The sequence below is a fragment of the Pseudoalteromonas luteoviolacea genome, assembly GCF_021654285.1.
Lineage (GTDB): Bacteria > Pseudomonadota > Gammaproteobacteria > Enterobacterales > Alteromonadaceae > Pseudoalteromonas > Pseudoalteromonas luteoviolacea_J.
The window spans coordinates 147,661-172,813 of the sequence record NZ_JAKFZS010000006.1; the positions used below are offsets into that span (position 1 = coordinate 147,661).

The window sequence follows — 25,153 nt, forward strand, 5'->3', positions numbered from 1 at the left end:
GTGTGCAATGTGGAGGTTGTAATTATTTGTGACGGCCTGTATGAAAAGGAGTGGTTTATTAAGTGGTGTAAGTACTATAAAAGCGCTACAATTCGCGCCTTGTACGATACAAATGAGAAACCACCGTGACTGCACCCCGCCAACTGCTAGAGAGCCTAAATAGTGCCTTATTACAGGCATCAACATTGGAACAATATGCTGATAAAGTAGTGCAACAGCACTTACAAGCAAACCCTGCTTGGACTGTCGAACAGCGCGCATATTTTGTTACAACTCTCTACGATTTGATCCGCCATAGTCGAAAGCTTTGTTGGGGGCTTGGCCGTCGAGATTTAGTTGACTCTATTACTGGATTAAATTCTGATGATGCGTGGCATATGTGGGGCGCGCACACTTTGCTGAGCGGACAAACACTCCCAGAGATCCCAGAAGTATCGGTACTGAATATAGCTGATATCGAAAAGGAACTCGTCAGTGCGCCTGAAGATGTGCTGCTGAGCATGCCCACTTGGCTGGATGAGCGAGCACGAAAGGAGTTGGGCGCAATATGGGATCAAATTGCCAGCGCGCTCAATAAGCCAGCTGAGCACTTTATTCGAGTGAATTCACTCAAAAGTGACGCTGTAAGTGTTCAAGGAAGTTTGGCGAAAGAGCAGATAACCACTGTGCCTGTTGATGGTTTACCAAATACGCTTAAGGTTGAGCAAATGGGGTATTTGTTTAGAACAGATGCATTTCAAAAGGGTCACTTTGAGATGCAAGACGCCGGCTCTCAGCAAATAGCCAGTTTATTGGATATAAAGCCAGGCATGAAAGTCGTGGACGCGTGCGCTGGTGCGGGAGGTAAAAGCCTTCATATTGCGGCTTTGCTTGAGAATAAAGGGCGTTTATTATCGCTAGACATCCATCAATATAAGCTGGATACGTTAAAAAAGCGTGCTAAGCGTGCAGGTTCTCATGTTATAGAAACGCGTCTGATCCAAAATAGTAAAACGGTCAAAAGGCAAAAAGAAAAGTTTGATCGTGTGCTGTTAGATGTGCCTTGCTCAGGTACGGGTATATTGCGACGCAACCCTGATGCAAAATGGCATTTGAATGAGCAAAATATTAATGACTTAATTGTATTACAAAAAGATATTTTGCAAAGGTACAGTCAGATGTGTCGAGTGGGTGGAAAGCTTGTCTATGCGACTTGCTCTATTTTACCCTCTGAGAATAGGCAACAGGTTCAAGCATTTTTAGCCAATAATCCACATTGGACTTTAGAGGAAGAATTAAGCTTAGTGCCCGGTGTAAATAGTGAATATGATGGTTTTTACGGCGCAGTATTAGTTAAAAATGATATTTCATGATTTATGGGGTTGAAGTTACAGACTTTAGACCCAACAAAAAAGAATATATTACTAGGCGCATATTTGACTGCACCTAATGAACACATTAATCGTTTAAGGTTTGACAATGAATCCTATCATCGCACTACTTAAAGAGCACAATATTTCTGATGAACAAATTAAAGCGGTTTTTCAGGCATTAACTGAAAACCCTTTGATGGCAATGGCGACTGTACAACAATTGCCAATTCCACCTGAAAAATTACAGCAACTGATGGGGCTAGTCATGCAAAATCCAGCCTTAATTAAAGAGGCCGTTGCGGAACTTGGATTAGATTATTCGAAAGTAGAAGCTGCGAAGGCACAGCTAAATAAGTAACTGACGATAACATCCGTTTAAGAAAGGCTTCAACATGAAGCCTTTTTTGTATTTGTTAAAATGTGATTTGTGCACCCAATGAAACAAAGCGACCTCGTCCGCCACCATAAGCACTATGAAAGTTGCCATTCCCCCCTATGATAAAGGGCCCATTGTTATTAAACAGGTTTTTTACATTGCCAGAGAGTCTTAATGTTGACCCTTGTAGTTTCTGACGATAAGAAAATTGGAGTGAGTGAGTGGTGTATGATGGAAGGTCATTACCCCAAAGAGGTTCAGGGTTGTCGATACAGGTGTCTGACAGCTGTGTACATTGTTCACTATTATCTTTCAAAAAACCAAGCCAATTTTCATATACTTGCTTATTGCGTGTTATACCGCTTTTAAATTGTGTATGCCATGACACTTGCCATTTATCGTGTTGCCAAGAGAGAGAGGCTTTGCCTGTATCTGCAAAAATATGGTGATTTAAATACCCTTCGTGTATTTCAGTTACTCGTCCATTGATGTGATCAGATATCAATGCATGCTCAATAACGTGATTCCAATTCAATTTAAATCTGAGCTGGCCAAGACGATTTAAAGTGTGTGTATAGTGAATCGCCGCATCATAGCCTTGTGTAAAAAGCTGGTTTGCATTGACCAAGCGCTGTTGCAACTCAATAATTTGTCCTTCACTATCTCTTTTTATCGCCTGACAAAATGGATTATTAGGATCAAAAGGTGTGTCTGTTTGATAACACCTATTCATAATATTTTGATGTGAAAGTGATGTGATGACGTCTCGTATGCTAATCCGATAATAGCTTGCATTAATGGTCATGTTAGCGATTGATTGAGGCTCAACTTGGAGCTCAACCGCGAAGCTATCGGCTGTTTCTTCGGTGAGCTCTGGATTTCCCAAATTTGGCGAGTAGCTGTTATTACGATCGTGAAAAATCCCCTCTTTTTTTATTGTTGCATTGATACTCGCTTCCTTTCTGCAGTTGTCATGACCCATCAGCGTTGATGTTGCTGTTACGCCATCACATAAGTCTTGAAAGGCGTTGTAGTCGCCTCTTATTGGAGACATAAGCTCAGTGATTGTTGGAGCTCGCATCGCCTTTGCCCAATTAAACTTCACAGCATAATGTGTCGTAGGGGTGTAATTAAACCCAAGATTATAGCTCTGAATAAGTCCCATATTTGACCAACTATAATCCGCTGCGCGTGCAGCCAATGAGAGGCTTAATTGGTGTGCAAATCGCTTATCTTTGAGCAAAGGCACTGACGCTTCCATAAAAATTTCATAGCTGGTGACATCTCCAGAAAAGTTAGGAATATAGTTAAAAGTCACTCCGCCTTGAGGCACATTGGTGGATACGTTTTGACTGTCCCTTCGGTAATCTATACCAAAAGCACTTAATACAGGGCCTGATGGCAAGTTGATAAGTTCACCACTGAGTGCGGCGGACAAGGTTATTTGAGAAAGGCGAGTGGTCAGTTTAGGGTTCGCTCGTATATAGCTTGCGGCCGCTGGGCTAATCGCGTTTTCTCCAAATAAGTTGATTGGGGTGCAGCCAGCTTTTCTGGCGTCTTCATCTATGCACTCTATGGAACCATCAGGTAGCTTGCGGGCGTTAAGTGCATTTCTGACATGAGCAACGTTTAGTTCGTTATAACGGGTTTGTTGTTGAATAAATTGACCAAAGCCAAGTGAGGCATCCCATTGCCAGTTATCCCACATGATTCCGTTGAGGCCGGCCCATGTACGCAGTGTGGTGCGCGAGTTATCATTGGTGACAGCGCCGACTTCTTGAAACAGGCGATCCCATTTTATATCTTGGTTATTTGCACTTTCTCTGATCTTTGCCGGAATATAGGGGTTAGTGTAGGGGATTGCGCCAATACAATCTGAGCCAAATTGTTGTGTATATGCGTTATAGGTGATGACCAGATCACACTCATCTTCGTTTTCTGGGGACTTTATATTTTGACTATCATTTTTGCTGTAATGCAATTGAAAATAAGCCTGCTCACCTGATTTAAAATCAAATTCATTTTTGATTGCTAAGTTGAGTTGCTGACTGGGTAATTGCAGTAAGTTGTATTGATTAAAGTGCAAACCATGCACTTCTTCTTGCCAGTCATTTCGTAATGTTTGCTCATCAAACCAAAAGCCTGAGTTAGGCTTAAAGCTACTCGATTCATTAAAAACCCCGCCAGGTAATGCATCGCTTAATGAAGTCCAATCGCTTTGATCAATATCACGCATACAGCGATATGCACTCTGTTGCTTAGGCTGGTACAGTGCCGTGAGCATAGTGTTACACATTCTTTTTGGGTCATATCGCCAGTCATCCTGCTGTTGAGCACGGTCTCTATCCCAGTAATCCAAGCCAAAATGTTTAATGTAAGTGGCGCTTAGCAGAAGTTGTCCCTGTTGGTTGGTATACTGAAACCCAGTATCCGCATTAAAGGCGATTTCACGTGCACCGCCCGCCACGCTCTCGCCTACAGTTAAATTAATAGTTGTGTCGTCTTTGCTTTGCTTAGTAATGATATTGACGACACCTGAGATAGCGCCAGAACCGTATGCTGCTGACGCGCCACCTGTAATAATTTCGATATTTTTTATCATACCCTTTGGTATGGAAGAAAGGCTGACCAACTCACCTGAGTAACTATTTGAAACGACTCGCCTGCCATCAATTAAAGTCAATGTTCTGTTAAGTCCTAAACCCCGTAAATCGACAGTTGAAAGGCCTGAGTTATGCGTACTATTTTGAGAATTTACATTACTTATTCCCTCATTAATTTGAACAACTTCATCAATGAGAATATCCGATAAAGAGGCATATGCTGACTGATCGAATATGTCGTTGGAAACACGAGTGAGTAAATGCGTGCTAGTACCTTGTGCTATGTGGGATCCCGTTACTGTGATGCGCTCAATACTTTGAACCTCTTGTTTATCTCGTTGTTTAGCGATGGGCGCTGCGTCCCCTTTACTCGTATTAAAAATACAGAGGGTAACAAGTATAGATATATACAAAGCGTTATTAATTTTTTTACTCGATGACACTAAACTTCCTTAAACACACTAATTAGGCAGTAAAAAAACGCACGTAATAAGAAGCTTCTCTTCTGTGAAGAGTTTCTTTCACGTTCTCAAGAGCAGTTTGCAGTATGGTTATTGTTTATTAATTTATAATTATATGTTTATTAAATGTGAATTAAAAGTGGGTTTAGATGAGAAAATTGATTACATAAAAGTTGTTTGAGAATTGTATTAATGAGGCTGTTGGAAAGTGATGAGAGTCGAGGTGACTGAATTTATGATGTATCAGAAACGATAAAAGGGCCATAAAGGCCCTTTGGAAGTATCGTTCAAGTTAGTATGGTTACCCTAACCCCTTAAGGCAACCAACCAATTGTTTTGCAAAAGCGGCATATCTCGTTAAGTTTCTAAGCTAGCGAGAGGAAAAAACCTGCTATTGCTGCACTCATTAGGTTAGCCATTGACCCTGCTAAAACCGCCCTGAGCCCTAAGCGTGCGATATCCTTTCTACGACTAGGAGCCATACCACCTAGTCCGCCTAGTAAAATTGCAATCGACGATAGGTTAGCAAATCCACATAACGCAAATGTGACAATTGCTTGGGTGTGTTCAGATAACCCATCGCGATAATTCATAAAGTCTAAGTAAGCAACGAATTCGTTAACTACTAATTTTTGGCCGATAAAACTACCTGCCGTTACAGCTTCTGCCCAAGGAACACCAATCATCCAAGCCACTGGTGCAAAGACATAGCCTAAAATTTCTTGTAATGTCAGCTCTGGGTGATTAAACCAACTGCCAATTCCGCCAAGTAAACCGTTCATCAGCGCGATTAATGCGACGAAGGCTAGTAGCATAGCACCTACGTTAAGTGCTAAATGCATGCCGCTTGAAGCGCCTGCAGCCGCTGCATCGATAACATTAACTGGCTTTTCTTCACCACTGTCTACTTCAGCTAAGTTTTCTTTGGTTTTTTCTGTCTCTGGCACAATCATTTTGGCCATTAAGAAACCACCTGGAGCTGCCATAAAGCTTGCTGCGATCAAATATTTTAAATCGACACCAATAGCAACATAGCCCGCCATGACTGAGCCTGCAACAGTTGCAAGGCCACCAACCATAACGGCAAATAACTCTGATTGCGTCATTTTTGGAATGAACGGCTTCACAATAAGAGGTGCTTCTGTTTGTCCAACGAAAATATTCGCGGTAGCAGAAAGCGACTCAGGTCGTGATGTTTTAAGTAGCTTTTGCAATCCGCCACCTAAAATTTTAATTATCCATTCCATAATCCCGAGGTGGTATAAAACACCGACCAACGCCGAGAAAAATACAATGACAGGCAAAACCTGAATTGCAAATACAAATCCAATTGACTCTTGCGCAGCCAAAGGACCAAATAAGAAGCTAATTCCATCATTGGCATAGCCAATTACTGAAGAAACTGCTGACGACATAGCGGCCAACGCGTTTTTACCAGCTTCTATAAAGAGTACAAAGCCGCCAATGACGACTTGCATTAAAAATGCGATACCTACAGTTCGTTTGTTTATTGCGCTGCGGTTCGTTGAAGCCGCGAAAGCAATACCTAGTAGCATCATCATGCCTACTAGGCTCATTATTGTTGTCATGCCAAAATGTTCCCGTTTTATTCTTGCAGCAAATATTTTATTTTACTTTTAATAATATCAATCGCAACGCGATTCATACCGCCACGGGTCACGACCAAGTCGGCATTGTGCTTCGATGGTTCGATAAACTGATAAAACATCGGTCTAACCGTTGCTTGATACTGCTCAACAACAGAAGAAATACTTCTGCCTCTGTGCTCGATATCACGCTGCATACGGCGTAATAAGCAAATATCAAGCGGGGTATCAATAAATACCTTTATATCAAATTCTTCTATTAATGCTGGGTCGCTTAACAGTAAAATCCCTTCGACAATTAATATTTTTGCCGGATTTACTGTGCGTGTCTCACTACTGCGCGTGTGTTGAGCATAATCATAAGTAGGTACTTGTACTGATTTACCTTGACGTAATTGTTCAAGATGCTCTTTCATCAACGCATGCTCAAACGCATCCGGATGGTCATAATTTGTTTGAGTTCTATGCTCAAATGGCAAATGCGATTGATCTTTATAGTAAGCGTCTTCTTCTATAACGGCGATAGCGCCTGATTCAAGTTCATTTACTAATTCGTTATATATTGTTTGACTAAAAAGAGACTTACCAGACGCAGAAGCGCCAGCTATGGCTATAATTGTTCGTGTCACTAAAGTTCACACCCAGCTATTGTTGACGTTGGAAGATCACAATAGCAAAAAAGACACGATTAATCTCTTTTGCCTCGCTTAATGAGCAAATTTAAATGTTTTGCCCCATTCAAAACAGGACTTATGTCCGCTGGTATAACCAGATTTTTTATTTATTTAAAATGGGGACTAAGAAGATATATTATGGTTTTGTGACAGCGGACTAATGTCCTGTACGATATATTTAGCTATCAATAAAGTAACGACCTCTGGGAGCAAAGATGCTTTATAAAAACAAAATACGGCCCAGACAAAAGATGAGAGGTGATATATGGCAAGAGCAATTATTTTAATGGCAGATAGCCTCGGCGTTGGTGCAGCACCAGATGCTGAAAAATTTGGTGATGTAGGTGCCAACACGCTCGCTCATCTTTTGCAAGCATATAAAGAGGAAAAAGGTTCTGCACTATCTATCCCTAATTTAACAAAATTAGGCTTAGTAGATGCATGTGAAGCCGCAGGTGGAAAAACATGTGAAGTTGCTGAGCGTATTGAGCCGGTAGCAGCCTGGGGTTATGCCAAAGAGCTTTCTAGTGGTAAAGACACGCCGTCTGGTCACTGGGAAATGGCAGGTGTACCAGTTTTATTTGACTGGGGCTACTTTCCAAATACACAACCTTGTTTCCCGCAAGAGTTTATTGATGAGCTGTGTAAAAGAGCGGATCTCCCAGGCATTTTAGGGAATTGTTACGGTTCGGGCACAGTGATTCTAGAGCAACTGGGTGAAGAGCACGTCAAAACTGGCATGCCTATTTGTTACACCTCAGTTGATAGCGTATTTCAAATAGCCGCTCATGAGCAATCATTTGGCCTTGAAAAGCTTTATCAAGTATGTGAAATCGCACGGGCACTGCTTGATGAAATGAACATAGGACGAGTGATTGCGCGGCCGTTTATAGGCACTTCGAGTGCCGACTTTATTCGTACAGGTAATCGTAGAGATTATTCTGTTTTACCACCGGCACCAACTGTTTTAGACAAGTTGGCTAATAGCGGGGGGGAAGTGATCAGTATTGGTAAAATTGCAGACATTTATGCACACCAAGGGATCACACAAAAACACAAAGCACCTGGTTTGATGAATTTATTGAACAAAACCAGTGAAGTGATTGACTCAGCGCCTGATAACAGCCTGATCTTCACTAATTTAGTAGATTTTGATGAAAAGTTTGGTCATCGTCGCAACGCAGTCGGGTATGCCGAAGCGTTGGCCGAGTTTGACGCCTACTTACCGACAATTTTAGGTAAGTTAAAAGATGATGATGTGCTATTCATCACGGCGGATCACGGTTGCGACCCTACAGCACCGGGTACCGATCACACAAGAGAATACGTGCCAGTATTGGCATACCGAAATGGGATGAACAATACTCCATTAGGTGAAAGAAACAGCTTCGCAGATATAGGTCAAACACTTGCCCAGTGGTTTAACCTAGAAGAATTAGAATATGGTGACGGCTTTGCCGACAAGTTGGTTACAGCTTAAGTTAAAGGAAACATGTTATGAGTACTCCGCATATTAATGCAAACCCAGGTGATTTTGCTGAAACGGTATTAATGCCAGGTGATCCACTACGTGCTAAGTATATTGCTGAGAACTTCTTAGAAGATGCTCGCCAAGTGACAGACGTTCGCAACATGTTTGGATTTACTGGTACATATAATGGTAAACCAGTGAGCATCATGGGTTCTGGTATGGGTATCCCATCGATGTCAATTTACGCACGTGAGCTTATTGTAAGCTTTGGTGTTAAAAACTTAATTCGTATCGGTACTTGTGGCGGTATTAATCAGGATACAAAAATCCGTGATGTGATCTTTGCACAAGGTGCAAGCACAGACTCTAATGTAAACCGCGCTCGTGTGCGTGGCTTTGATTTTGCTGCTATCGCCGACTATGGTCTTCTTGAAAATGGTGTTAATGCAGCACGTCGCTTAGGCATTGAGGCGAAAGTAGGTAACGTTTATACAACAGATACTTTTTATCAGGCTGACAGCAGCTTTTACCCGGAGCTAGACAAATTAGGCGTTTTGGCTGTTGATATGGAAACAGCTGGCCTTTACGGTGTTGCTGCTGAATATGGTGCAAAAGCAATGGCTTTATTCACTGTAAGTGACCACGTCATTACCGGCGAAGCAACGCCACCAGAAGAGCGTCAAAGTACGTTCAACGAAATGGTTAAGATTGCTCTAGAATCAATTTAATTTAAAGTAGCGCACGCTTTGCGCTGCTAGAACAGTTCCTTGGTAACGTAATCGCAGAGTTTTGGAGACACGCCTAAAACAAAGCGAATCACACCCAAAAAGCCGCACCTAGTGCGGCTTTTTTTTATCTTTAAACTTGTTCTAACTAGCCTTAGCATTTTTTTCCTTACTTAGGGGAAGATCCCTCTCTACTTTCTTCATTCTGACACTATGCCAGGTGCATGTAGGAATTACTTAATTTGCTTAAATAGTCTATGGTTAAATCAGGTAATTATTCGGTCGGTAATAATGAAGTACATGAGTAATATTGGGTTTTTATTATTGGCACTGCTGCTCACATTGCACGTAAAAGCGGTTGAAAATTTAAAGGAAAACTTCGCCACAGAAGATGACAAAGTTAAGTATTTATCTTTGAATTACCCAGAGAAAGCAATCCAGTTTTACAAACAAAACGCCCCACGTCTATCAGAAACAAACAACGAGCAAACTGTATCTATTTACACAAGTATACTGGTGGCAGCGAGTAATATTCGCGATATAACACTTATAGAGCAAATAGTTGAGGAAGTTACACAGAATCGACTTGCTCAATTTAGGCCGCCTTATGATTTTTCAATCATTAATGTCATCGGTGTATCGTATGGTATGAATTTTCAATATGCTGAGTCGGTTCAGGCGTATCAATGTGCGCTAGAGTATTCACGAAACAACCTGGAAAAAATGATTGCTAAAATGAACTTAGCGATTGCTTATCGCATGGCTGGACAACCAGCCTTTAGCTATCAAATTTTACAAAGTGTTGATGAGGCGATATTAAGTGGTAGAAGGCTTGCGAGCTTGTTTGTTGTAAGAGGAAATACAGCAATGGCTTTAAAAAAGGTTAAGGCAGCGATAACAGATTATAAGGCAGCCAGAAATCACTATTTAAAAGGAGAGCATCATCGCAATGCGAACAGAGTGACTGTGAATTTACTCGGAGCCGCATTAGTTGATAGACGGCTAACGCTATTTGATGAGTTTCGTAAATCATTGCAGCCTGAATCACAAAGCTATTTGACAGAGAATGAGCAAGCATATTTAGCATGGTTAGATTTGATGTATAAATCTGTGCGGCAGAAAAAGCTGTCTAAGCTTGCCATCAACAACACAAAATTGCTTTTACCTAAATTGATTGCAGGTGGCTACGAGCCAGTTGTTAATCAGCTTTTTAGTTCTTTCAGTGCAGAGTATATCGGGCAGTCAAAAGTACAACCAAATAATGTCGAACGAAGACTAAATGCTGGGTTAATCGCTTCTTGGTGTCCAGCGATTTGAAGTTTGTTCAAGCCCGGTTCTTAAAGTGAATACTGTTTATAAAAGCACATTGATGTACTATTGTTAATTCAACAAATTGATATGATAACCTAAATGAAGTATTTTATTTCCCTGCTTTTACTGTTTTTATTTTGTCAAAGCAGTGTTTCTGCCAGTGAAAAACAGGATCTAGACTTTGCAACTGAGTCTGAACGGGTCAAATACCTTGCGCTTAACTACCCAGCAAAGGCCGTGAGTTATTATGAACAAAATGCTCAAAAATTGCTTGTACAAAGCTCTGCTCAGACGGTCTCCATTTATAGTAGCGTATTGGCTGCTGCCAGTAATACAGGCAATATTAAGTTAGTTGAAGAGCTTGTTTCACTGCTGTCTGATGAAAGGCTGACTCCACATAGTTCAGGTTATCAATTTACTATCATTAATGTCATTGGCGTTGCCTATCGATTGAATCGCCAGTTTGATGACGCAATTACAACGTATAAATGTGCACTTAAGCATGCATACAACAGCATGGAGAAGATGACCGCGAAGGTGAACCTTTCCATTGCTTATCGGATGAACAACCAGCCTGCGATCAGTTTTCAAATTCTTCAAAGTATTGATGAGGCTGTTCTCAGTGGTCGACGAAGAGCGGGGTTGCTAGTCGTTAAAGGCAATACTGCAGTCGTTTTAGATAAACCAAAAGCGGCTATAAGTTATTTTATTGCAGCGAGGCAACATTATTTAAAAGACAAGCATCAGCGCAATGCCTCGAGAGTAACGGTTAATTTATTAGGTGCTGCTTTAATCGCAAGGCGTTCAGAACTTTTTGAAAAGTATCGTAAAAAACTAACACCGACTTTTGAGGCATATCTACCACAGAGCGATCAGTTGTATCTACAGTGGCTTGATCTTATGCATGAAAGTGTGAAATCAAATCGAGTTGCTGATCATACTTTGCGGTATACAAAAAAACACCTTTCTCGATTAGTCAAAGAAGGTTATGAAGGGCCTGTGCAAAAGCTACTCAAGTCGTTAAATGCAGAGTTTTTGATGCCTGAAAAGTCGCGACGGCACTTAATCCTGACGTCGTTGCGTGTTGATTTAGCTAAACCTTGGTGTCAGGAACTTTGACAAGCTTTTAAACTATGCCATTGTTTTAGTATATGCATTTATAGTGGTGCAGATATGACAAATTGGGTAATAGGAAAAGTTGTAGAAGTAAATTGGTGGACGCCGAGCTTATTCAGCCTAAAAGTTGCGGCTGATATACAAGACTTTACAGCAGGTCAATTCACGAAATTAGCACTGGATATCGGTGATAAGCGAGTGGCACGTGCTTATTCATTTGTAAATTCGCCTTCTGATCCCTTGCTTGAGTTTTATCTAATAGAGGTTGAAGATGGTGCGCTGTCTGCTAAATTAGCTCAACTGAATGAGGGAGACGACGTCTGGGTTTATAGTAAGCCTTCTGGATATTTTACTATCGATGAAGTGCCTCAAGCCGATACGTTATGGATGTTATCTACGGGTACTGCAATTGGCCCATTTTTATCTATTGTTAGCGATGGAAAGCTTTGGAAACAGTTTAAGCGAGTTGTCCTTGTCCATGGTGTACGTTTGAACACAGATCTTTGTTATCAAGATCAAATTCGGGCAACTGAAAAGTTGTTTAAACAATTTACATATATCCCTCTGGTAAGTCGTGAAAAGTCAGATGTAGGATTAAATGGCAGAGTGACAGATATTATTAAAAATGGAGAGCTTTTGAGCTTTTGTAACCTGTCTGCAATGCCCAAAGATAGTCATTTTATGTTATGTGGCAACCCCGAAATGGTGAAAGATACGACTTTACTGTTACAACAGCTTGGTTTTAAAAAGCACCGTAGAGTAGAGACAGGACATATCACGATTGAGCAATACTGGTAGGCTGAACCTAGGCTGTATTACATATAATAAAATTGTTATACTCTACTTGCCCGTACCAAAAAGGGGGAAGTATGAGGTATTTTTTTCTATTCGCTTTGTGTATATGTTCGGTCGTTTCTGCGAATCCTGCATTTGAAGATAAGGCCAGCGAATATAATTTACAAAAAACAGAACAAGAAAAAGCAGCAGAGGCTGTTATTGATAAGCTGATCCGTGCATATAACAATCAAAATATTCGCCAGTTTTTGGCCTTGTATGCGGAGGATGTTGAGTTTTATATGTACCCTCAAACTTTGATGTTCAAAGGTAAGAAGCCACTTATTAAGCGCTATGGGTTAATGTTTGAGAAGATGCATTGTATGAAATCAACGTCTATCAAAAGGATCACGAACGGCAATATCGTTATAGATCATGAAACGTCAGAAATATGCACAAAAAAGGACGGTGTGATTGATAAACGCTCTGAGTTTGTGACAAGTTATCAGATTGAAGATGGCAAAATTCAAAAGGTCGTATTCTTTAGGTAATCACCTCAGTATAGAGCTATCTTCGTATGGCAAAGCGACAAACTATTGTTGCTTTGCATGTATTTACTCATTTTATTTTTCTCATCACATCATAACGACTATCCTTCTAATAAAGCGTAACGAAAAGATTGTGTAACAATTGTCATTGTTGCATCGGTAATTATTTGGAGGAGTCGTGATTGACAGGTTGGCACTATTACTAGTGCTTTTGTTTTTTTGTATCCAAAACGATGCTTTTGCTGACATACCTAAGCTTCAGGTGGTTACTGAAGAGTGGGTGCCATACAATTATGCAAACCAACAGGGGGAAATTGTAGGGCGCGCGACAAAAAAAGTGCGTGAAGTGTTAGACCTTGCGGGTATTGAATACGATATTAAGCTATACCCCTGGGCTCGTTCAATGAAGCTGACAAAAACACGACCCAACACAATGATTTACTCTATCTATAGAAGCCGTGACCGTGAAAGTCAGTTTGAATGGGCATGCCCTTTAATGCGGCCTGTAAGACAGTACTTGTTCAGATTAAAGAGTAGAACTGATATTCAAGTGAATTCGCTAGAGGATGCGAAAAAATATGTCATTTCGATTGTTCGTGGCAGTGTGGTACATGAATTTTTAACCGAGCAAGGATTTGAAGCGGGCACAAACCTAGATATCACCGCAGATCCAAGCGCATCTCAGAGAAAGCTATTAGCAGGAAGAATAGATTTCTTGCTGACAACAGAGTACACCATGCATGCAACATTGAAGTCTATTGGTGTTAACTATGATGTTGTTGTGCCTGTGCTAGAGGTACGGAATAATTCTGATAGACGCGCATGTATGGCGTTTAATCTAAATACAAATAAGCAGCTAATTGATAAAGTAAGAAGGGCATTAGCTGAGCATAATAGTCGCTATCTTGGCCCTTAATACAGAGAGAAGTGTTTTAGCGCATTCTTACCAAGGCTTTAAAGTGTTACGATTTCTTTTGGGCTTATCTACAAGATATTTATCGAATAGTCGTTTACCATTGTCGTATTCAAGAGAAGTATGTTTGGTACTTGGATTTACAACAATTGCTAGTATCGCGAGCACACTTGTCTTGATAAATTCCATTTCAATAAGATAGATAAATGATAGCGTTGTCATTGCTATACACGTTATAAAGCGAATTAAAAAAATCATGCCTTTCCCTTTGCAAATTTCTCAACGTCACTTTAGAGTCATTATTCAATGATTTCAAGAGGTCTGATGAGTTTTTAGTTATGATTACAAGCATTTACATGTTTCGCCTACAGGTTTTGTGGGTGATATCTCACAAATTAAAATCTTTAGTTGTTTTTTTCAACAATATTTGAAATAAAAAAATAGTTTATTAGCCAGCAATCAGTTTATCTCTTACTATGCTGTAATATGAAGTGCACACAGTTGGAAAGACTTATGGTGAAATATTTAGTAATTTCTTTCATGGTACTGCTAGGATCTTTTGATGTAAAAAGTGAAACAGATTTGTGGTCAGAGCTTGAAGGTAGGCAAAATCGTAGTGGTTTAAATACGCTTTATTTAGACACAACGATAATGAGTCAACGTTTTGCTGACAATGGTGAAGTTAAAATATACTTGCCGTCACCGAAAGGTGACCTACTTGAGTTTCGCTTGAGTCCATACTCGGTGATGCCTAAAGAGTTAGCAAGTAAGTACCCGGATATTAAGACGTATATTGGCGTCCAAGTTGATAACCCTGCGGTGAAGGGAACCTTTGATTATTCTCCTTCTGGTTTCTATGGCGTATATGAGCTAGCAGGAAGCCGAGTATTTATTGAGCCTATTGATAGACAAATTCGACAAAAAAGAGCGTTATATAGAGTATATAATAAACACGCAATAGTTAATAACAATACGAAGTCTGATTATGTATTGCATGAACCGATTAAACGTCATGAGCATAGTGCTAAAAAAGCACGAGAGAGTGATACGCTTAAACTTAGGTTTGGTATAAATGAAGATCTTAAATATCGATTGGCCATTGTCACTACGGGGGAATATGCACAGTTTCATGGAGGGACAAAAACAAGCGTAATGGCTGCGTTAGTGACTCTTGTAAATCGTGTTAATCAGGTTTATATGCGAGATTTATCAACGTCTTTTGAGCTTGTCTCAAATAATGATGATTTAATTTTTTTAGACCCAGCAACAGATCCTTTTGCCAATGACGATACTGACATTGACAAAATTGCAGATGCAATTGCCAGTGTGACCAGCACTGACAGTTACGACATAGGGCACTTGGTTGGAACTGGGGCAGGCGGGCTTGCTGGATTTGGTGTTGCATGCACAAGTGCAAAATCCGAAGGGGTGACAGGCAACCCTCAGCCTATCAATGATGCGTTTTCTATTGATTATGTTGCCCATGAATTAGGGCATCAATTGGGAGCAGATCATACTTTTAATGGGCTGGTTGGTGCATGTGATGGTAATCGCGTTAATGATGCCGCATTTGAGCCTGGTAGTGGCTCAACCATCATGGGTTATACAGGCATTTGTGACACACAGAACCTTCAGGCAAACTCTGATCCATACTTTCATGTGTATTCACTAGAACAGATGGCTGCATATACTCGACAAGCAGATGGCAGCTCATGTGGAATAAGAACTGCGAAAACTAATCAAGCACCAGTTGTTGAGGCTGGCGAAAATTTCACGATTCCCGCAAGAACGCCTTTTACCTTAAGCGGCAGTGCAACTGACGCGGATGGTGATTCATTAGTGTATAGTTGGCAGCAGAGCGATTTAGGAGGCGCAACCAATAGTGCTCAGGAGGATGCAACTGATATGGGCTCTGGACCGCTATTTAGGGTCTTTAACCCGGTGTCAGAGGGGGAAAGAACATTTCCTAAAATGGCAGATGTATTATCAGGGCAAGTCAGTTATGGAGAAGTATTGCCTACGACCAGTCGCAGCTTAAACTTTAAATTATTGGTGCGAGATGGTTCAGGCAATATTGCCGACGATGCAATGACTGTAACAGTTGTTGGCAATCAGCAAGGCTTTGCCGTGCAAGATCCAACCAGTGGCACTCTTTGGATGCTTGGTACACAAACAGTGCGTTGGGAAACTGCAGGTACTGAAAATGCACCGATATCGTGTGGAACTGTTGATATTTTATTATCACTTGATGGTGGTGAAACCTTCCCAACAGTGATTGGTGATAATGTTGCAAATGATGGGGAGCATGAAGTTACCCTAGGTGGGCTCGTGAGCTCTGCTGATGGCAAATTAAAAATCAAATGTACCGATAATATATTTTTTGCAGTGAACAATGGCAATTTGCAAATACAGGGCAGCTCTGAACCGATAGCGCCCAACATTACTGAGCAAGAAAGTTTAACTGTTGCGGAAGATACCAGTATTACTTTGGAGATCAGTAACTTTAAGTATGAGGGGGGATTTAATGCAGAGTCCATCACAGTTGGAAATGGCGATAACTATACTGTGAGTGGTTTAACAGTTACACCCACTGCCAATTTTAATGGTGCGCTCACCGTGCCTGTTACCGCTGTTCGTGGCGATCTTACAAGCGATGCCTTTAACGCCAGTATTAGTGTGACGGCTGTTAATGATGCACCCTCCGGCCAAGATGACTCATTTTCAGTGACTGTTAACACACAAAATAACCTTTTGAATGTATTGGCTAATGATACAGATGTTGATGGCGATAATTTAGTGATTGGCACTGTTAATTATCAAGGTACAGGTAGTGTTATTGTATCCAACAATCAACTTTCCTATACACCTGCCACAGACTTTTTGGGTTCTGAACAGTTGTCATATGTTGTTAGAGACGCAGCAGGTGTTGAGGCTACGGCACAGGTGACGATAACTGTGGCAGCGGCACCAAGTAACGATGACGGTGGATCTTCAGGGCAGATGTACTACCTCAGTTGGCTGATGTTGCTACTAACGCTTACTAGAGCTAGGCAAAGGAGATCAATTTGAAAACGTACATTGGTTTGATGTTATCGGCTTGGTTATTGGCTGGATGTGCAGATGGGTATGGTGAGCATCAGAATGAGTCAACCACAGACATGACATTACAAAAAGATGTGTCTGATGCCATTGCTCGCGCTGTTGAAGATAAAGACTTTAGGCTTTATGCAACAACGGGGCGTCGTCCTGTTTTCCCTGGACTTGAGCAGTTTGACTTTGATGAGCTTAAAGTATCGTGTGGCCTTAAGTATTTACCTAGTACTGGCGATGTAATTAAATCTGAGCAGGATAAACTGCAACGTCTAAAACAGTATGAATTTGCTAAGCGCTATAATTTAAAAATATATGCTAGGTGTAAGGAGAACGCTAAAGCTTAGCGAGTTGAATAAGAGTAGACAGACCAAACACGAGCTACTTATTTAATCTGTTTTTAATTCAGTGAGGTTAGTAGCTTTTTGATGCTGACTCTCACTTGGTCAATATCCTCAACTATGAGTAAAACGGACTGGTTATCGTCAGGCACTGACTCCCAATGCTCAGACCAAGTTTGGCGTAGCGCGCTCGAACTTGACTGTACGTCTTGGTTGGCTAAATAACTAAAGTCTGTGATAAGGCCTACTCTTATCCAGCCTTTTCGAGGGCTCGCCGTATTGATATCTTTATCATAATGCGCGATATAAATGAGCTGTTCTAATGCAGCAAGTTCTTTGAGTATTTCAAAACAGGCAAGGCGAACATTACTATTATGCTCAGACACTTCTAATCGCCAAGTGTTATAACTGAAGCCGATTAAAGCAAATAGCATGCTAAAGATGACACTGATTTGGTAGAGCTGAAGCCTTTGTCTCATTTTCATATCAGTGCCTATTATTGTGTTGCAGAGGTCTGTAAAAACCAACCTAGCTCTATTCCTTGCTGCAGTAACTGCATGACTTCGAGCGTACCTTGTTGTTGATCGCCAGTGACATTTGCTGCGGCTTCACAAATAAAGCCAAACGGTAACCCTTGCTTAATACTCATCAAGCATTGAAAGTGGCATTCAGACAAAGGGTAAAAGCCAGTTCGTTTGTCGCGCGCTCTGGCGATGATCCAGTACTGAGTGCTATTTAATTCTGGCGATGGAGGGGATGTATTATTTTTCAGTGCTTGCCAACTCTCAACAGCCGAGTATTTGCAAATAAGCATGTGCACACTATGGTGTAATTGCAAAACGATATTAGGCCAAGCTGTTTGCTCAATGGATTGTAGGTGGGCAAGCTCTAATAATTTGCCATCAGCGGCATCGAATGCTCTCAGTAATAGTCGTTCAAATAGGGCTATTTCGGATAAAATACCGTGCTCTTTAAAAGGTGTATGGGCGCTGAGAAAATCTGGAAGACGTTCACCATACTCTCTAAGGGATGATGATTGAGAAGGAAATAGCGCTAAATACGACTCAGCCATTTGATCGAATAATTCATCACCTAAATACAAGCCAAGCATTTCATGGTCTTGTTCTAGCACTTTTTTAAGCCTAATTTGATACGCATTTTGATAGATTTCGCTGCGTTGCTCGGGCGACAAGCCTGTTTGCTGTGCGATATGATCTGTAAAACTTGTATTGTGACCTTGTAGCATCGCTATAAAGTCACTTTGTAATTGTTCAAGCGTATTCATGATTTTTCCAGTTGCTTGGGGCCAAAGATCTTGCATGTGTTAGTTCAGTCATGATTTCTTTGAAATCAGGGAAATTATCATCTCTTTCTATCATGGTATTGACTGGCGCATGGCTGTTTGCAAACTTCAAGAATAATTCCCATACGGCATCACATACAGGTTGATCGTGTGTATCAATGATGTGGCTGCCAAAATCGCTGTGCCCAGCTAAATGTATTTGCGCAATAGCTGCTGAGGGAATAGCGTCTAAAAATTCATTAGGGTCAAATTGGTGATTGCGAGCACTGACATAAATATTATTGATGTCCAATAAGAATTGGCAACCTGTTCTGTTGTGCAGCTCAGCTAAAAATGTCCACTCGTTCATCTCTGATGCTTGATAGGTGAGGTAACTGGATACATTTTCTAAAATAAGTGGACGCTCTAAATAGTCTTGTACAATGGATAAGCGTTGACTCAAATGCGTCAGAGACTCTTCTGTATAGGGCATAGGGAGCAAATCATGACTGTTAAAGTCGCCTAGAGAAGAAAAACATAAGTGGTCGGATATCCAAAGCGGCTGAACACGATCAATCGTCTGCTTAAGCTTATCTAAATAGTCAAAGTTGACATCAGATGTACTGCCAATAGACATGGATACACCGTGCATCACAATGGGGTATCGCTCCTTTATTTGTGATAAATAGTGCCAAGGTTTACCACCTGCAACAAAGTAATTTTCTGAGATGATTTCAAACCAGTCTACCTTTGGGTTAGTCGCTATTATTTCTTCAAAATAACGAGTGCGTAAGCCAAGTCCGAAACCAACATAAGGGGGGGATGTGCTGTTCAAGCTGTTCTCACAAGATTGATTGTTCAGAGCCTGTTTGGAACAGGCTCCAAATAGAGTTATTAACTACCGACTTTACCGCCAATATCTTTACATGCTTTTGCTGGCATATTCACAAAGCCAGTGCCTTTGCACGATGCTTGCGCTGCACAGGCGTTATTAGCTGTTTTACAGTCATTATGACCACCGCAAATATTGACATCGTGGCAGTGCACTAAATCTGCTTTTGCAATACTGCCTACCCAGCTGTCTTTTTGCTTACCGCCTACATCGGCACATGCTTTTGCTGGCATACCAACAAACCCACTCCCTTTACAAGATGCATGGCCAGCACACGCATTATTTGCCGTTTTACAATCGTTGTGCCCACCGCAAATATTCACGTCATAGCAATGCACTAAATCTGTGGTTGCCCCTTTAGAGCTTGCAGCTGCACTGGCATTGCTTGATTGGCTCGAATCAGTTGCGTTACAGCCTACAAGACCCGCTACCATCATTGCCATTGCGGCGCCTGTTAATGCTTTCATTGTCGTTTCCTCGTGTTTTGGTATTGCCAAATTTATAGAGCAAACCAGAGTGGGCTGTATTTTGTATAGGAAAAGCACCACTCCAGCGCTCGATGTATTGACTTTTTTTGCAAATTCGCGCGATACAAAAAAAGCAAACTTTATGCGCTCCGGACGACTTGCTAGAAAAGACCTTGTGAGCTGCAGAATAATTTCAGTTTAGACGAAAAAATTATTTTGCGAGGAAACATGTAATAAGAATTACTCAGTGAAATTAAGATAAGATGAAGTAAACACTGATGTAAGCCCAGTGCACCAATAACAGCGGAACACCGGGTGTGGGAGTTACTTTTTAGTGTTGACTTTCATCTCTAATAGCGACGGCTTAAAGCCAAGCTTTTGATATGCATTAATAGCAGCTTGATTGTCATTGTACACATCTAGATAAAAGTCATAAATACCTTTAGATTCAGCCCAATCAATCAAGCGCTGGGTGATTTTTTGGTTTACCCCTTGGCCTCGAAACTCAGGGTTGACAAACATGAAACCTAAGTAACCATGCTGGTCATGCTCAAGGGATTGCTTTGATTTTCTAATTTGTACATAGCCTGTGGCGATGATTTGATTGTTGCATTCTGCCACTTGTACGCTCGCATGTTCACTTTGAAGCAGGTTATCTAAATCATAATAATGTGCATCTGTCTTAATTTGACTGTTATATGGCCGCTCCGCGTCGATGACGGCTTGTTCGAGGTCTAATAATTCAGTTTTGTCTTCTGAGGTTGCTGCTCTAAAGAGAATATGGTGTTGCTCATTTGTCATGGTGGTTCCTAACTGCTTACTGTTTTAGTATAGAATCAGAACAAACATATAGTATAAGGGTTATTATTTCTACAAAAATAATTTATTGGGTATATATTTTCTTTAAATTGGAGTTAATATAATTTTTTTATTAATTTTGTCTTTTTTTATCACTCAACGTATTATGTGTTTTTATATTTGAATAAATCATATTTATGTTTGCAAAAAAGTCAGCTCCGATTGGAACCATTTTTAGTATTGTCGCCGTTATTGTATTTTTCTTATTCGGGTTGGGCTCCTGTAGTAACCCAAGTACACCGGCTGGACATGAAGGGTACGTTTATGAAAAGCCTAGAATGTTTGGTTCTGGCGGTTACCAAGGTACCCTTCAAGGGCCTAGTAACTATGGTATGTCTGTATTACGCAATGAAGTGATCAACATAGACATGCGCCCGAATACCTACACTGAAAAATTCAGAATTCTAGCTAATGATGACTTAAATATTGTTTTTGATTTTCATGCTGTCGTTGCTATTAGATCTGGCACCGTTAAAGCCGTGGTAGAAAATTATGGTGGTGAAAATTGGTATGAGCGATTTGTTAGAGAAACATTCAGAACATATGTACGTAATGCAGTGCAAAAGTTTGATAGTGGAGAGTTAAAAGCACGTCGAGATGATATTGCAAATGAAGTGACCACTAAACTACAAACGTATTTAAATGCAACTCCTTTTGAGGTTAAAAATATTGTCGTGGGTAATATAAATTACCCAGACATTGTTGCTAAAGCGGTTGAGAAAAAACTTGCAGCACAGCAGCTGCTTTCTGAAAAAGAAACGCAAAAGCAAATAGCTAAAAAAGATGCTGAAATTCGTATTGAGGAAGCCAAAGGGATTGCTGAGGCACAAAAGATCATCAACTCAACGCTTACAGAAAATTACCTGCAGCACGAGGCGATTAATGCTCAGCTTAAAATGGCTGAATCACCAAACCATACAACCGTTTATATACCTGTTGGTACCAATGGTATGCCGCTAGTGAAAGGCTTAAAGTAAAAAATTGCCTCATAAAAAGGTATGGATAGAAATACGGGCTAATACTGACCAGTATTAGCCCGTATTTTTACAATTACTTTGTTATCTTGACATCGACATCAAAGACAATGCCTTTGTCGTCAATATCGTATTGAACGTGCATTTTACCGGTTTGATTAAACAAATCTTTTAATTCATCTGGAATTGGCTCACCAGACTGTTTTGCTGCTTCAAATAGCTTTGGAAATATTTTAGCACTGTCCAGTCCAAAGCTAGCAAACCCATTGATTGTCACTGCTTGGTTACTTAAATCATTTGCCGCCTTTTCTGCCATATCGCCTTTATATAAAGCCAGATGCTGTCCTTTTAATGCTAAATAAACAGGGGTTGATATTGAAACACCCTGTGGTAGGTAATCATTTATTTCGATGGCGGTGCCATCGCCAGGCAAGGTTAACGATGTAAATTCGGGCACCAAGCTTTTTGCCATATTAAACAGCGCTTGTACATCATCTGCAGAGACTGTAACCAAGGCATCCAAAGCTGTTGTATCAAATTCATCAGGTTGGTAAAAAGTCGTGACATCCATATCAAAGATTGTTGCGCTTATACCTTTGAATGAACCGAGCATACCCGTAGCCATCGCAAGTGGGGCAGGATTAACGCCTTTTGTTTGTGCTTGCAGAGTGTTAAGCGGTGCACAATCAAATTGGGCGCTTGCAAATGCAGCCCATACTGTATTGACGGAAGAAGAGAGCTGATTAGCATTGAGTCCTAAACCCAAAGTGACCATAGCATCGTTACTGCTTTGTGTATGCTGAGGTAAAAAGCCACGCATATTTTGCAAGGCACTGAGTATTTTTGTATCTGAAGACGCGATAACCGTCGACACTTTAAGGTCGGCAAACTGACTGGTTATGTCCACTTTTTGTGTACCGGAAATAATCGCTGGCCATTTTTGAGTGATGTCAGAGAAGTCTTGCTGGCACTCTGGTGTTCTGATGCTGTCAAATGCGTTGTCTTCTCCGGCTAAACTTGTCAGTTTATCCAGCATTAGAGTGGCTTGGCTATCTGGATTTTTAGCCGTAAGCATCTCGGTAATAAGTTGAGTATCCAGATAAGCTAGACTGTGGCCATCTAACTGATGACCCTTTATAAATCCCTCTATTTTTCCGCTGTCGCTGAGTGCGTGAAGTGGTTTAGCTAATCCCAAAGCTACTTTTACATCATTGGGTTGGTTAAATGGCGTATCAATAGTTATTGTAAGCCAGTTGCCGTTGCTTGCAATTAATAAATCAAATATGCGCTCACCCTCGTAATCAATAAAGTACTTAGTTACTGGGGCGCCTTCGATTTGAATCTCTTCGTACTGTAAGCCTGCCTCATCAGCTGCTTGTTTGATGGTGGCCTTGAATATGTTTGGATCACCAAATTCTGCACGCAAAACGGGCAGTAAACCAACGCTATAGGCTAGGAATTTTAGGTCATTGTTAATACCCCAAGTGCCTTGAATGTGCTCGGATGACTCCGCACTTTTAGAATATTGCTCAAGGATGTTGAGAATAAAATGTTGATTTACACCCATATCATCACTTTTCATTGTCGCAATCACGTCTTCTATTTGCTGCACATTTTTATAGCTTTTTGGCAGTAGATCAAAATACTGTAGGTAAGGAAAGCTTTTCAGTTGTGACCATAAAAATAGGGTGTCTGCAGGCACATAGTCCAATTGAGGTAATGGTTCTGAATTACTATTTTTCTGTGTGATGTAGTAGCCGCCTGATGCGATAGCAGTACCTGTAACCAGTGCGAGAAGAATTTTTTTCATTATTACTCCATGTTTGTAGGGTCTTCCAATTCAACGTAATGATACCAAGCACGCAAAATTGAACAAACAGTTTTGTTCTTTGGTTTGGAGTGCTTGAAACATGCAATTGTCTTAGTCAGGTATATTTATAATTAGGTGTCGTTTAATTTTGTGGGAGGACTTTATCGCTTTGAGGTTTTAATTTTTTGATTAAGGGGTTGATTTGTTGAGGGTTTTTGTTAAATGGAAAGGGGTTTTTAAATTGGGTGGTTAAGTTTTATTGATATTTTGATTACTAGATTTTTGGTGGTTTTTAAATTAAGTATGTTGGTTTTTTACTTTACAGTACCTTTATGATCTTACATTGAGAACTAAGTTAATGTATGTAGGCATTCAAATTTACCCGATAAAGAAGTGAATGATGTGTGTTATGTCAGTTATCATTTTTCGCGAAATAGGTGTGTATTGTTACAAGGTGCTATTAACCAAACTCTAAGGCTTTCAATAGGGTATTTAACTCCATGGTTCATATGAAGCTGGTGCTAAACCAAATGACATAATAAATGAGGCTTTGATTGGTAGAAATGAAGGATTCGATGTGTTTGTTTGTAAGGGGAAGCACGGCCATCACACCGTTGTGGGGAAATTTGTGCGAGGTCATGGCTGTTATTATGGTCAGGGTGGCAGAGAGTTCTTACTAAAAGTGAGTGATGATAACTTTTCTGTTTTGACTGATAAGCTTCAGTAAGATCCAAGATAACAAAGAGCGCTCTAATAGGCGCAAAAAGCGCCTATAAATTAGAGGATTTTGATTTTTATTGTTCGGGCTTTCTTGAGATGTATTGTGCTACTTTACTTGTAATTTGCCACTGCTCACCATCAAAAATGAGATTGATGTAATCTACGTAACCATGCTGTTTTTCTTTTCCCCAGGTGAACTCAACTGTGGCATTGGCAACATTTTCAGTGATCATCATATTAGTGATTTCAACTTTAGCAGCCCATTTATTACCTGTATCGATCCGTTGCATGAATTGATCACGGCCAAAGATTTGATACTGGCCGCGCTCGTCAAAGTATTGAATGGTAGCTGTTTTTTGAAAAGCCATTTCAATATTTTTACCGATGCCTAGAGTGACACCTGTAATATAGGTGCCAACTGCTTTTTTTGGTGTGTTAAATTGTGCTGCGCTGGCGTTAAGAGCAGTGAATGTGAGAAACATACAACTTGTTAAGATAAACAATAATCTGGCCATTAATCCTCCTTGTTTTAAATTAAATTTCGAGTTATTGCTGTATTAATCTACTAAATTTTTTTATTGTTAACCAGTCTGTTTACTCTGCTTTTATAGATATGTTAAGGGGCGCGTTAAGCGATGTTTTTTTAGCTTTTAGATAGGTTGAATACGATGTGTAATTTAGTGTGTGGAATATTTCTATTGGGTTATTAATTAAGTTGTTTGGGGCGAACATTGTTATAATTTTTTAGGTGAGTAAAGCCTGCTTTACTCACCTTGGAATAAAAACTT

24 protein-coding genes are annotated in these 25,153 nt (G+C 40.5%); 13 read left to right on the forward strand and 11 right to left on the reverse strand.

All coding sequences use genetic code 11. The features are described from left to right. The first annotated feature begins 125 nt into the window (after positions 1-125). Together L1077_RS07200 and L1077_RS07205 are read left to right on the forward strand one after the other, a co-directional pair. Positions 126-1,352 (forward strand): RsmB/NOP family class I SAM-dependent RNA methyltransferase, encoded by a 1,227-nt coding sequence (locus tag L1077_RS07200; protein ID WP_237136212.1) that lies wholly within the window; start codon positions 126-128, stop codon positions 1,350-1,352. 106 nt (positions 1,353-1,458) lie between these two features. Next, entirely contained in the window at positions 1,459-1,710 is a 252-nt protein-coding gene (locus L1077_RS07205; protein WP_063364275.1) for a DUF2999 family protein, read from the forward strand. Between the two features lie 55 nt (positions 1,711-1,765). On the opposite strand, the gene L1077_RS07210 is transcribed toward L1077_RS07205, so the two are convergent. The 3 genes from L1077_RS07210 to udk form a co-directional block, all read right to left on the reverse strand. Continuing rightward, positions 1,766-4,774, reverse strand: a complete 3,009-nt coding sequence (locus L1077_RS07210) for a TonB-dependent receptor domain-containing protein (protein ID WP_237136213.1) — start codon at positions 4,772-4,774, stop codon at positions 1,766-1,768. Between the two features lie 383 nt (positions 4,775-5,157). Beyond that, the gene (locus L1077_RS07215; protein ID WP_046354077.1) at positions 5,158-6,381 is read right to left on the reverse strand and encodes a NupC/NupG family nucleoside CNT transporter; all 1,224 of its coding nucleotides are present in this window, start codon (positions 6,379-6,381) and stop codon (positions 5,158-5,160) included. Between the two features lie 17 nt (positions 6,382-6,398). Next, positions 6,399-7,028: a uridine kinase gene (udk, locus tag L1077_RS07220; protein ID WP_039610702.1), complete on the reverse strand. Its 630-nt coding sequence runs from the start codon at positions 7,026-7,028 to the stop codon at positions 6,399-6,401. A 310-nt stretch (positions 7,029-7,338) separates the two neighbouring features. Between udk and L1077_RS07225 the strand changes: the two genes are divergently transcribed. The 7 genes from L1077_RS07225 to L1077_RS07255 all read left to right on the forward strand — a co-directional run bounded on the left by L1077_RS07225 (position 7,339) and on the right by L1077_RS07255 (position 13,934). Then, on the forward strand, positions 7,339-8,553 hold the full coding sequence (locus L1077_RS07225) for a phosphopentomutase (RefSeq protein WP_237136214.1): 1,215 nt from the start codon (positions 7,339-7,341) through the stop codon (positions 8,551-8,553). Positions 8,554-8,570: 17 nt separating this feature from the next. Next, positions 8,571-9,272, forward strand: a complete 702-nt coding sequence (deoD, locus tag L1077_RS07230) for a purine-nucleoside phosphorylase (RefSeq protein WP_237136215.1) — start codon at positions 8,571-8,573, stop codon at positions 9,270-9,272. Between the two features lie 288 nt (positions 9,273-9,560). Then, positions 9,561-10,586 (forward strand): hypothetical protein, encoded by a 1,026-nt coding sequence (locus L1077_RS07235; protein ID WP_237136216.1) that lies wholly within the window; start codon positions 9,561-9,563, stop codon positions 10,584-10,586. A 93-nt stretch (positions 10,587-10,679) separates the two neighbouring features. Continuing rightward, the gene (locus tag L1077_RS07240; RefSeq protein WP_237136217.1) at positions 10,680-11,699 is read left to right on the forward strand and encodes a hypothetical protein; all 1,020 of its coding nucleotides are present in this window, start codon (positions 10,680-10,682) and stop codon (positions 11,697-11,699) included. A gap of 54 nt (positions 11,700-11,753) precedes the next feature. After that, a complete protein-coding gene (locus L1077_RS07245) occupies positions 11,754-12,494 on the forward strand; it encodes a ferredoxin--NADP reductase (RefSeq protein WP_237136218.1) in 741 nt (246 codons plus the stop codon). 71 nt (positions 12,495-12,565) lie between these two features. Then, positions 12,566-13,021: a nuclear transport factor 2 family protein gene (locus tag L1077_RS07250; protein ID WP_237136219.1), complete on the forward strand. Its 456-nt coding sequence runs from the start codon at positions 12,566-12,568 to the stop codon at positions 13,019-13,021. Positions 13,022-13,196: 175 nt separating this feature from the next. After that, positions 13,197-13,934 (forward strand): substrate-binding periplasmic protein, encoded by a 738-nt coding sequence (locus L1077_RS07255; protein ID WP_237136220.1) that lies wholly within the window; start codon positions 13,197-13,199, stop codon positions 13,932-13,934. Positions 13,935-13,961: 27 nt separating this feature from the next. Here the strand turns inward: L1077_RS07255 and L1077_RS07260 are convergent, their stop codons facing one another. Next, positions 13,962-14,153, reverse strand: coding sequence for a hypothetical protein (locus tag L1077_RS07260; protein WP_237136221.1), 192 nt, complete (start codon positions 14,151-14,153; stop codon positions 13,962-13,964). Between the two features lie 291 nt (positions 14,154-14,444). On the opposite strand from L1077_RS07260, the gene L1077_RS07265 reads away from it, so the two are divergent. Beyond that, positions 14,445-17,000 carry a reprolysin-like metallopeptidase gene (locus L1077_RS07265; protein ID WP_237136222.1) on the forward strand — a complete coding sequence of 852 codons (2,556 nt, stop codon included), beginning with the start codon at positions 14,445-14,447 and terminating at the stop codon, positions 16,998-17,000. Further along, positions 16,997-17,368, forward strand: a complete 372-nt coding sequence (locus L1077_RS07270) for a hypothetical protein (protein ID WP_237136223.1) — start codon at positions 16,997-16,999, stop codon at positions 17,366-17,368. Before L1077_RS07265 ends, L1077_RS07270 begins: the two co-directional genes overlap by 4 nt. 53 nt (positions 17,369-17,421) lie before the next feature. Here the strand turns inward: L1077_RS07270 and L1077_RS07275 are convergent, their stop codons facing one another. The 5 genes from L1077_RS07275 to L1077_RS07295 all read right to left on the reverse strand — a co-directional run bounded on the left by L1077_RS07275 (position 17,422) and on the right by L1077_RS07295 (position 20,804). After that, positions 17,422-17,847, reverse strand: coding sequence for a hypothetical protein (locus L1077_RS07275; protein ID WP_237136224.1), 426 nt, complete (start codon positions 17,845-17,847; stop codon positions 17,422-17,424). Between the two features lie 11 nt (positions 17,848-17,858). Then, positions 17,859-18,647, reverse strand: coding sequence for an HvfC/BufC N-terminal domain-containing protein (locus L1077_RS07280; protein WP_237136225.1), 789 nt, complete (start codon positions 18,645-18,647; stop codon positions 17,859-17,861). Further along, positions 18,634-19,479: an MNIO family bufferin maturase gene (gene bufB, locus L1077_RS07285; RefSeq protein ID WP_237136226.1), complete on the reverse strand. Its 846-nt coding sequence runs from the start codon at positions 19,477-19,479 to the stop codon at positions 18,634-18,636. Before bufB ends, L1077_RS07280 begins: the two co-directional genes overlap by 14 nt. A gap of 59 nt (positions 19,480-19,538) precedes the next feature. Continuing rightward, positions 19,539-20,003: a BufA2 family periplasmic bufferin-type metallophore gene (gene bufA2, locus L1077_RS07290; protein ID WP_237136227.1), complete on the reverse strand. Its 465-nt coding sequence runs from the start codon at positions 20,001-20,003 to the stop codon at positions 19,539-19,541. 324 nt (positions 20,004-20,327) lie between these two features. Beyond that, positions 20,328-20,804: a GNAT family N-acetyltransferase gene (locus L1077_RS07295; protein ID WP_237136228.1), complete on the reverse strand. Its 477-nt coding sequence runs from the start codon at positions 20,802-20,804 to the stop codon at positions 20,328-20,330. A gap of 194 nt (positions 20,805-20,998) precedes the next feature. On the opposite strand from L1077_RS07295, the gene L1077_RS07300 reads away from it, so the two are divergent. Beyond that, positions 20,999-21,838: an SPFH domain-containing protein gene (locus tag L1077_RS07300; RefSeq protein ID WP_237136229.1), complete on the forward strand. Its 840-nt coding sequence runs from the start codon at positions 20,999-21,001 to the stop codon at positions 21,836-21,838. 73 nt (positions 21,839-21,911) lie between these two features. Here L1077_RS07300 and L1077_RS07305 read toward each other — a convergent pair whose 3' ends face one another. After that, entirely contained in the window at positions 21,912-23,645 is a 1,734-nt protein-coding gene (locus tag L1077_RS07305) for a hypothetical protein (protein ID WP_237136230.1), read from the reverse strand. 577 nt (positions 23,646-24,222) lie between these two features. Here L1077_RS07305 and L1077_RS07310 point away from each other — a divergent pair. Continuing rightward, entirely contained in the window at positions 24,223-24,372 is a 150-nt protein-coding gene (locus L1077_RS07310; RefSeq protein WP_237136231.1) for a hypothetical protein, read from the forward strand. A gap of 67 nt (positions 24,373-24,439) precedes the next feature. On the opposite strand, the gene L1077_RS07315 is transcribed toward L1077_RS07310, so the two are convergent. Continuing rightward, positions 24,440-24,880: a nuclear transport factor 2 family protein gene (locus L1077_RS07315; RefSeq protein WP_237136232.1), complete on the reverse strand. Its 441-nt coding sequence runs from the start codon at positions 24,878-24,880 to the stop codon at positions 24,440-24,442. Positions 24,881-25,153: the final 273 nt, after the last annotated feature.

Excerpts from the sequence above, each read along its gene's own strand:
- L1077_RS07295 (WP_237136228.1), bottom strand. The coding sequence starts at position 20,804 with ATGACAAATGAGCAACACCATATTCTCTTTAGAGCAGCAACCTCAGAA.
- L1077_RS07245 (WP_237136218.1), top strand. The coding sequence starts at position 11,754 with ATGACAAATTGGGTAATAGGAAAAGTTGTAGAAGTAAATTGGTGGACG.
- L1077_RS07280 (WP_237136225.1), bottom strand. The coding sequence starts at position 18,647 with ATGAATACGCTTGAACAATTACAAAGTGACTTTATAGCGATGCTACAA.
- deoD (WP_237136215.1), top strand. The coding sequence starts at position 8,571 with ATGAGTACTCCGCATATTAATGCAAACCCAGGTGATTTTGCTGAAACG.
- L1077_RS07305 (WP_237136230.1), bottom strand. The coding sequence starts at position 23,645 with ATGAAAAAAATTCTTCTCGCACTGGTTACAGGTACTGCTATCGCATCA.
- L1077_RS07315 (WP_237136232.1), bottom strand. The coding sequence starts at position 24,880 with ATGGCCAGATTATTGTTTATCTTAACAAGTTGTATGTTTCTCACATTC.
- L1077_RS07235 (WP_237136216.1), top strand. The coding sequence starts at position 9,561 with ATGAAGTACATGAGTAATATTGGGTTTTTATTATTGGCACTGCTGCTC.
- L1077_RS07260 (WP_237136221.1), bottom strand. The coding sequence starts at position 14,153 with ATGACAACGCTATCATTTATCTATCTTATTGAAATGGAATTTATCAAG.
- L1077_RS07275 (WP_237136224.1), bottom strand. The coding sequence starts at position 17,847 with ATGAAAATGAGACAAAGGCTTCAGCTCTACCAAATCAGTGTCATCTTT.
- bufA2 (WP_237136227.1), bottom strand. The coding sequence starts at position 20,003 with ATGAAAGCATTAACAGGCGCCGCAATGGCAATGATGGTAGCGGGTCTT.
- L1077_RS07225 (WP_237136214.1), top strand. The coding sequence starts at position 7,339 with ATGGCAAGAGCAATTATTTTAATGGCAGATAGCCTCGGCGTTGGTGCA.
- L1077_RS07205 (WP_063364275.1), top strand. The coding sequence starts at position 1,459 with ATGAATCCTATCATCGCACTACTTAAAGAGCACAATATTTCTGATGAA.
- L1077_RS07250 (WP_237136219.1), top strand. The coding sequence starts at position 12,566 with ATGAGGTATTTTTTTCTATTCGCTTTGTGTATATGTTCGGTCGTTTCT.
- L1077_RS07265 (WP_237136222.1), top strand. The coding sequence starts at position 14,445 with ATGGTGAAATATTTAGTAATTTCTTTCATGGTACTGCTAGGATCTTTT.
- L1077_RS07300 (WP_237136229.1), top strand. The coding sequence starts at position 20,999 with ATGTTTGCAAAAAAGTCAGCTCCGATTGGAACCATTTTTAGTATTGTC.
- L1077_RS07240 (WP_237136217.1), top strand. The coding sequence starts at position 10,680 with ATGAAGTATTTTATTTCCCTGCTTTTACTGTTTTTATTTTGTCAAAGC.
- L1077_RS07215 (WP_046354077.1), bottom strand. The coding sequence starts at position 6,381 with ATGACAACAATAATGAGCCTAGTAGGCATGATGATGCTACTAGGTATT.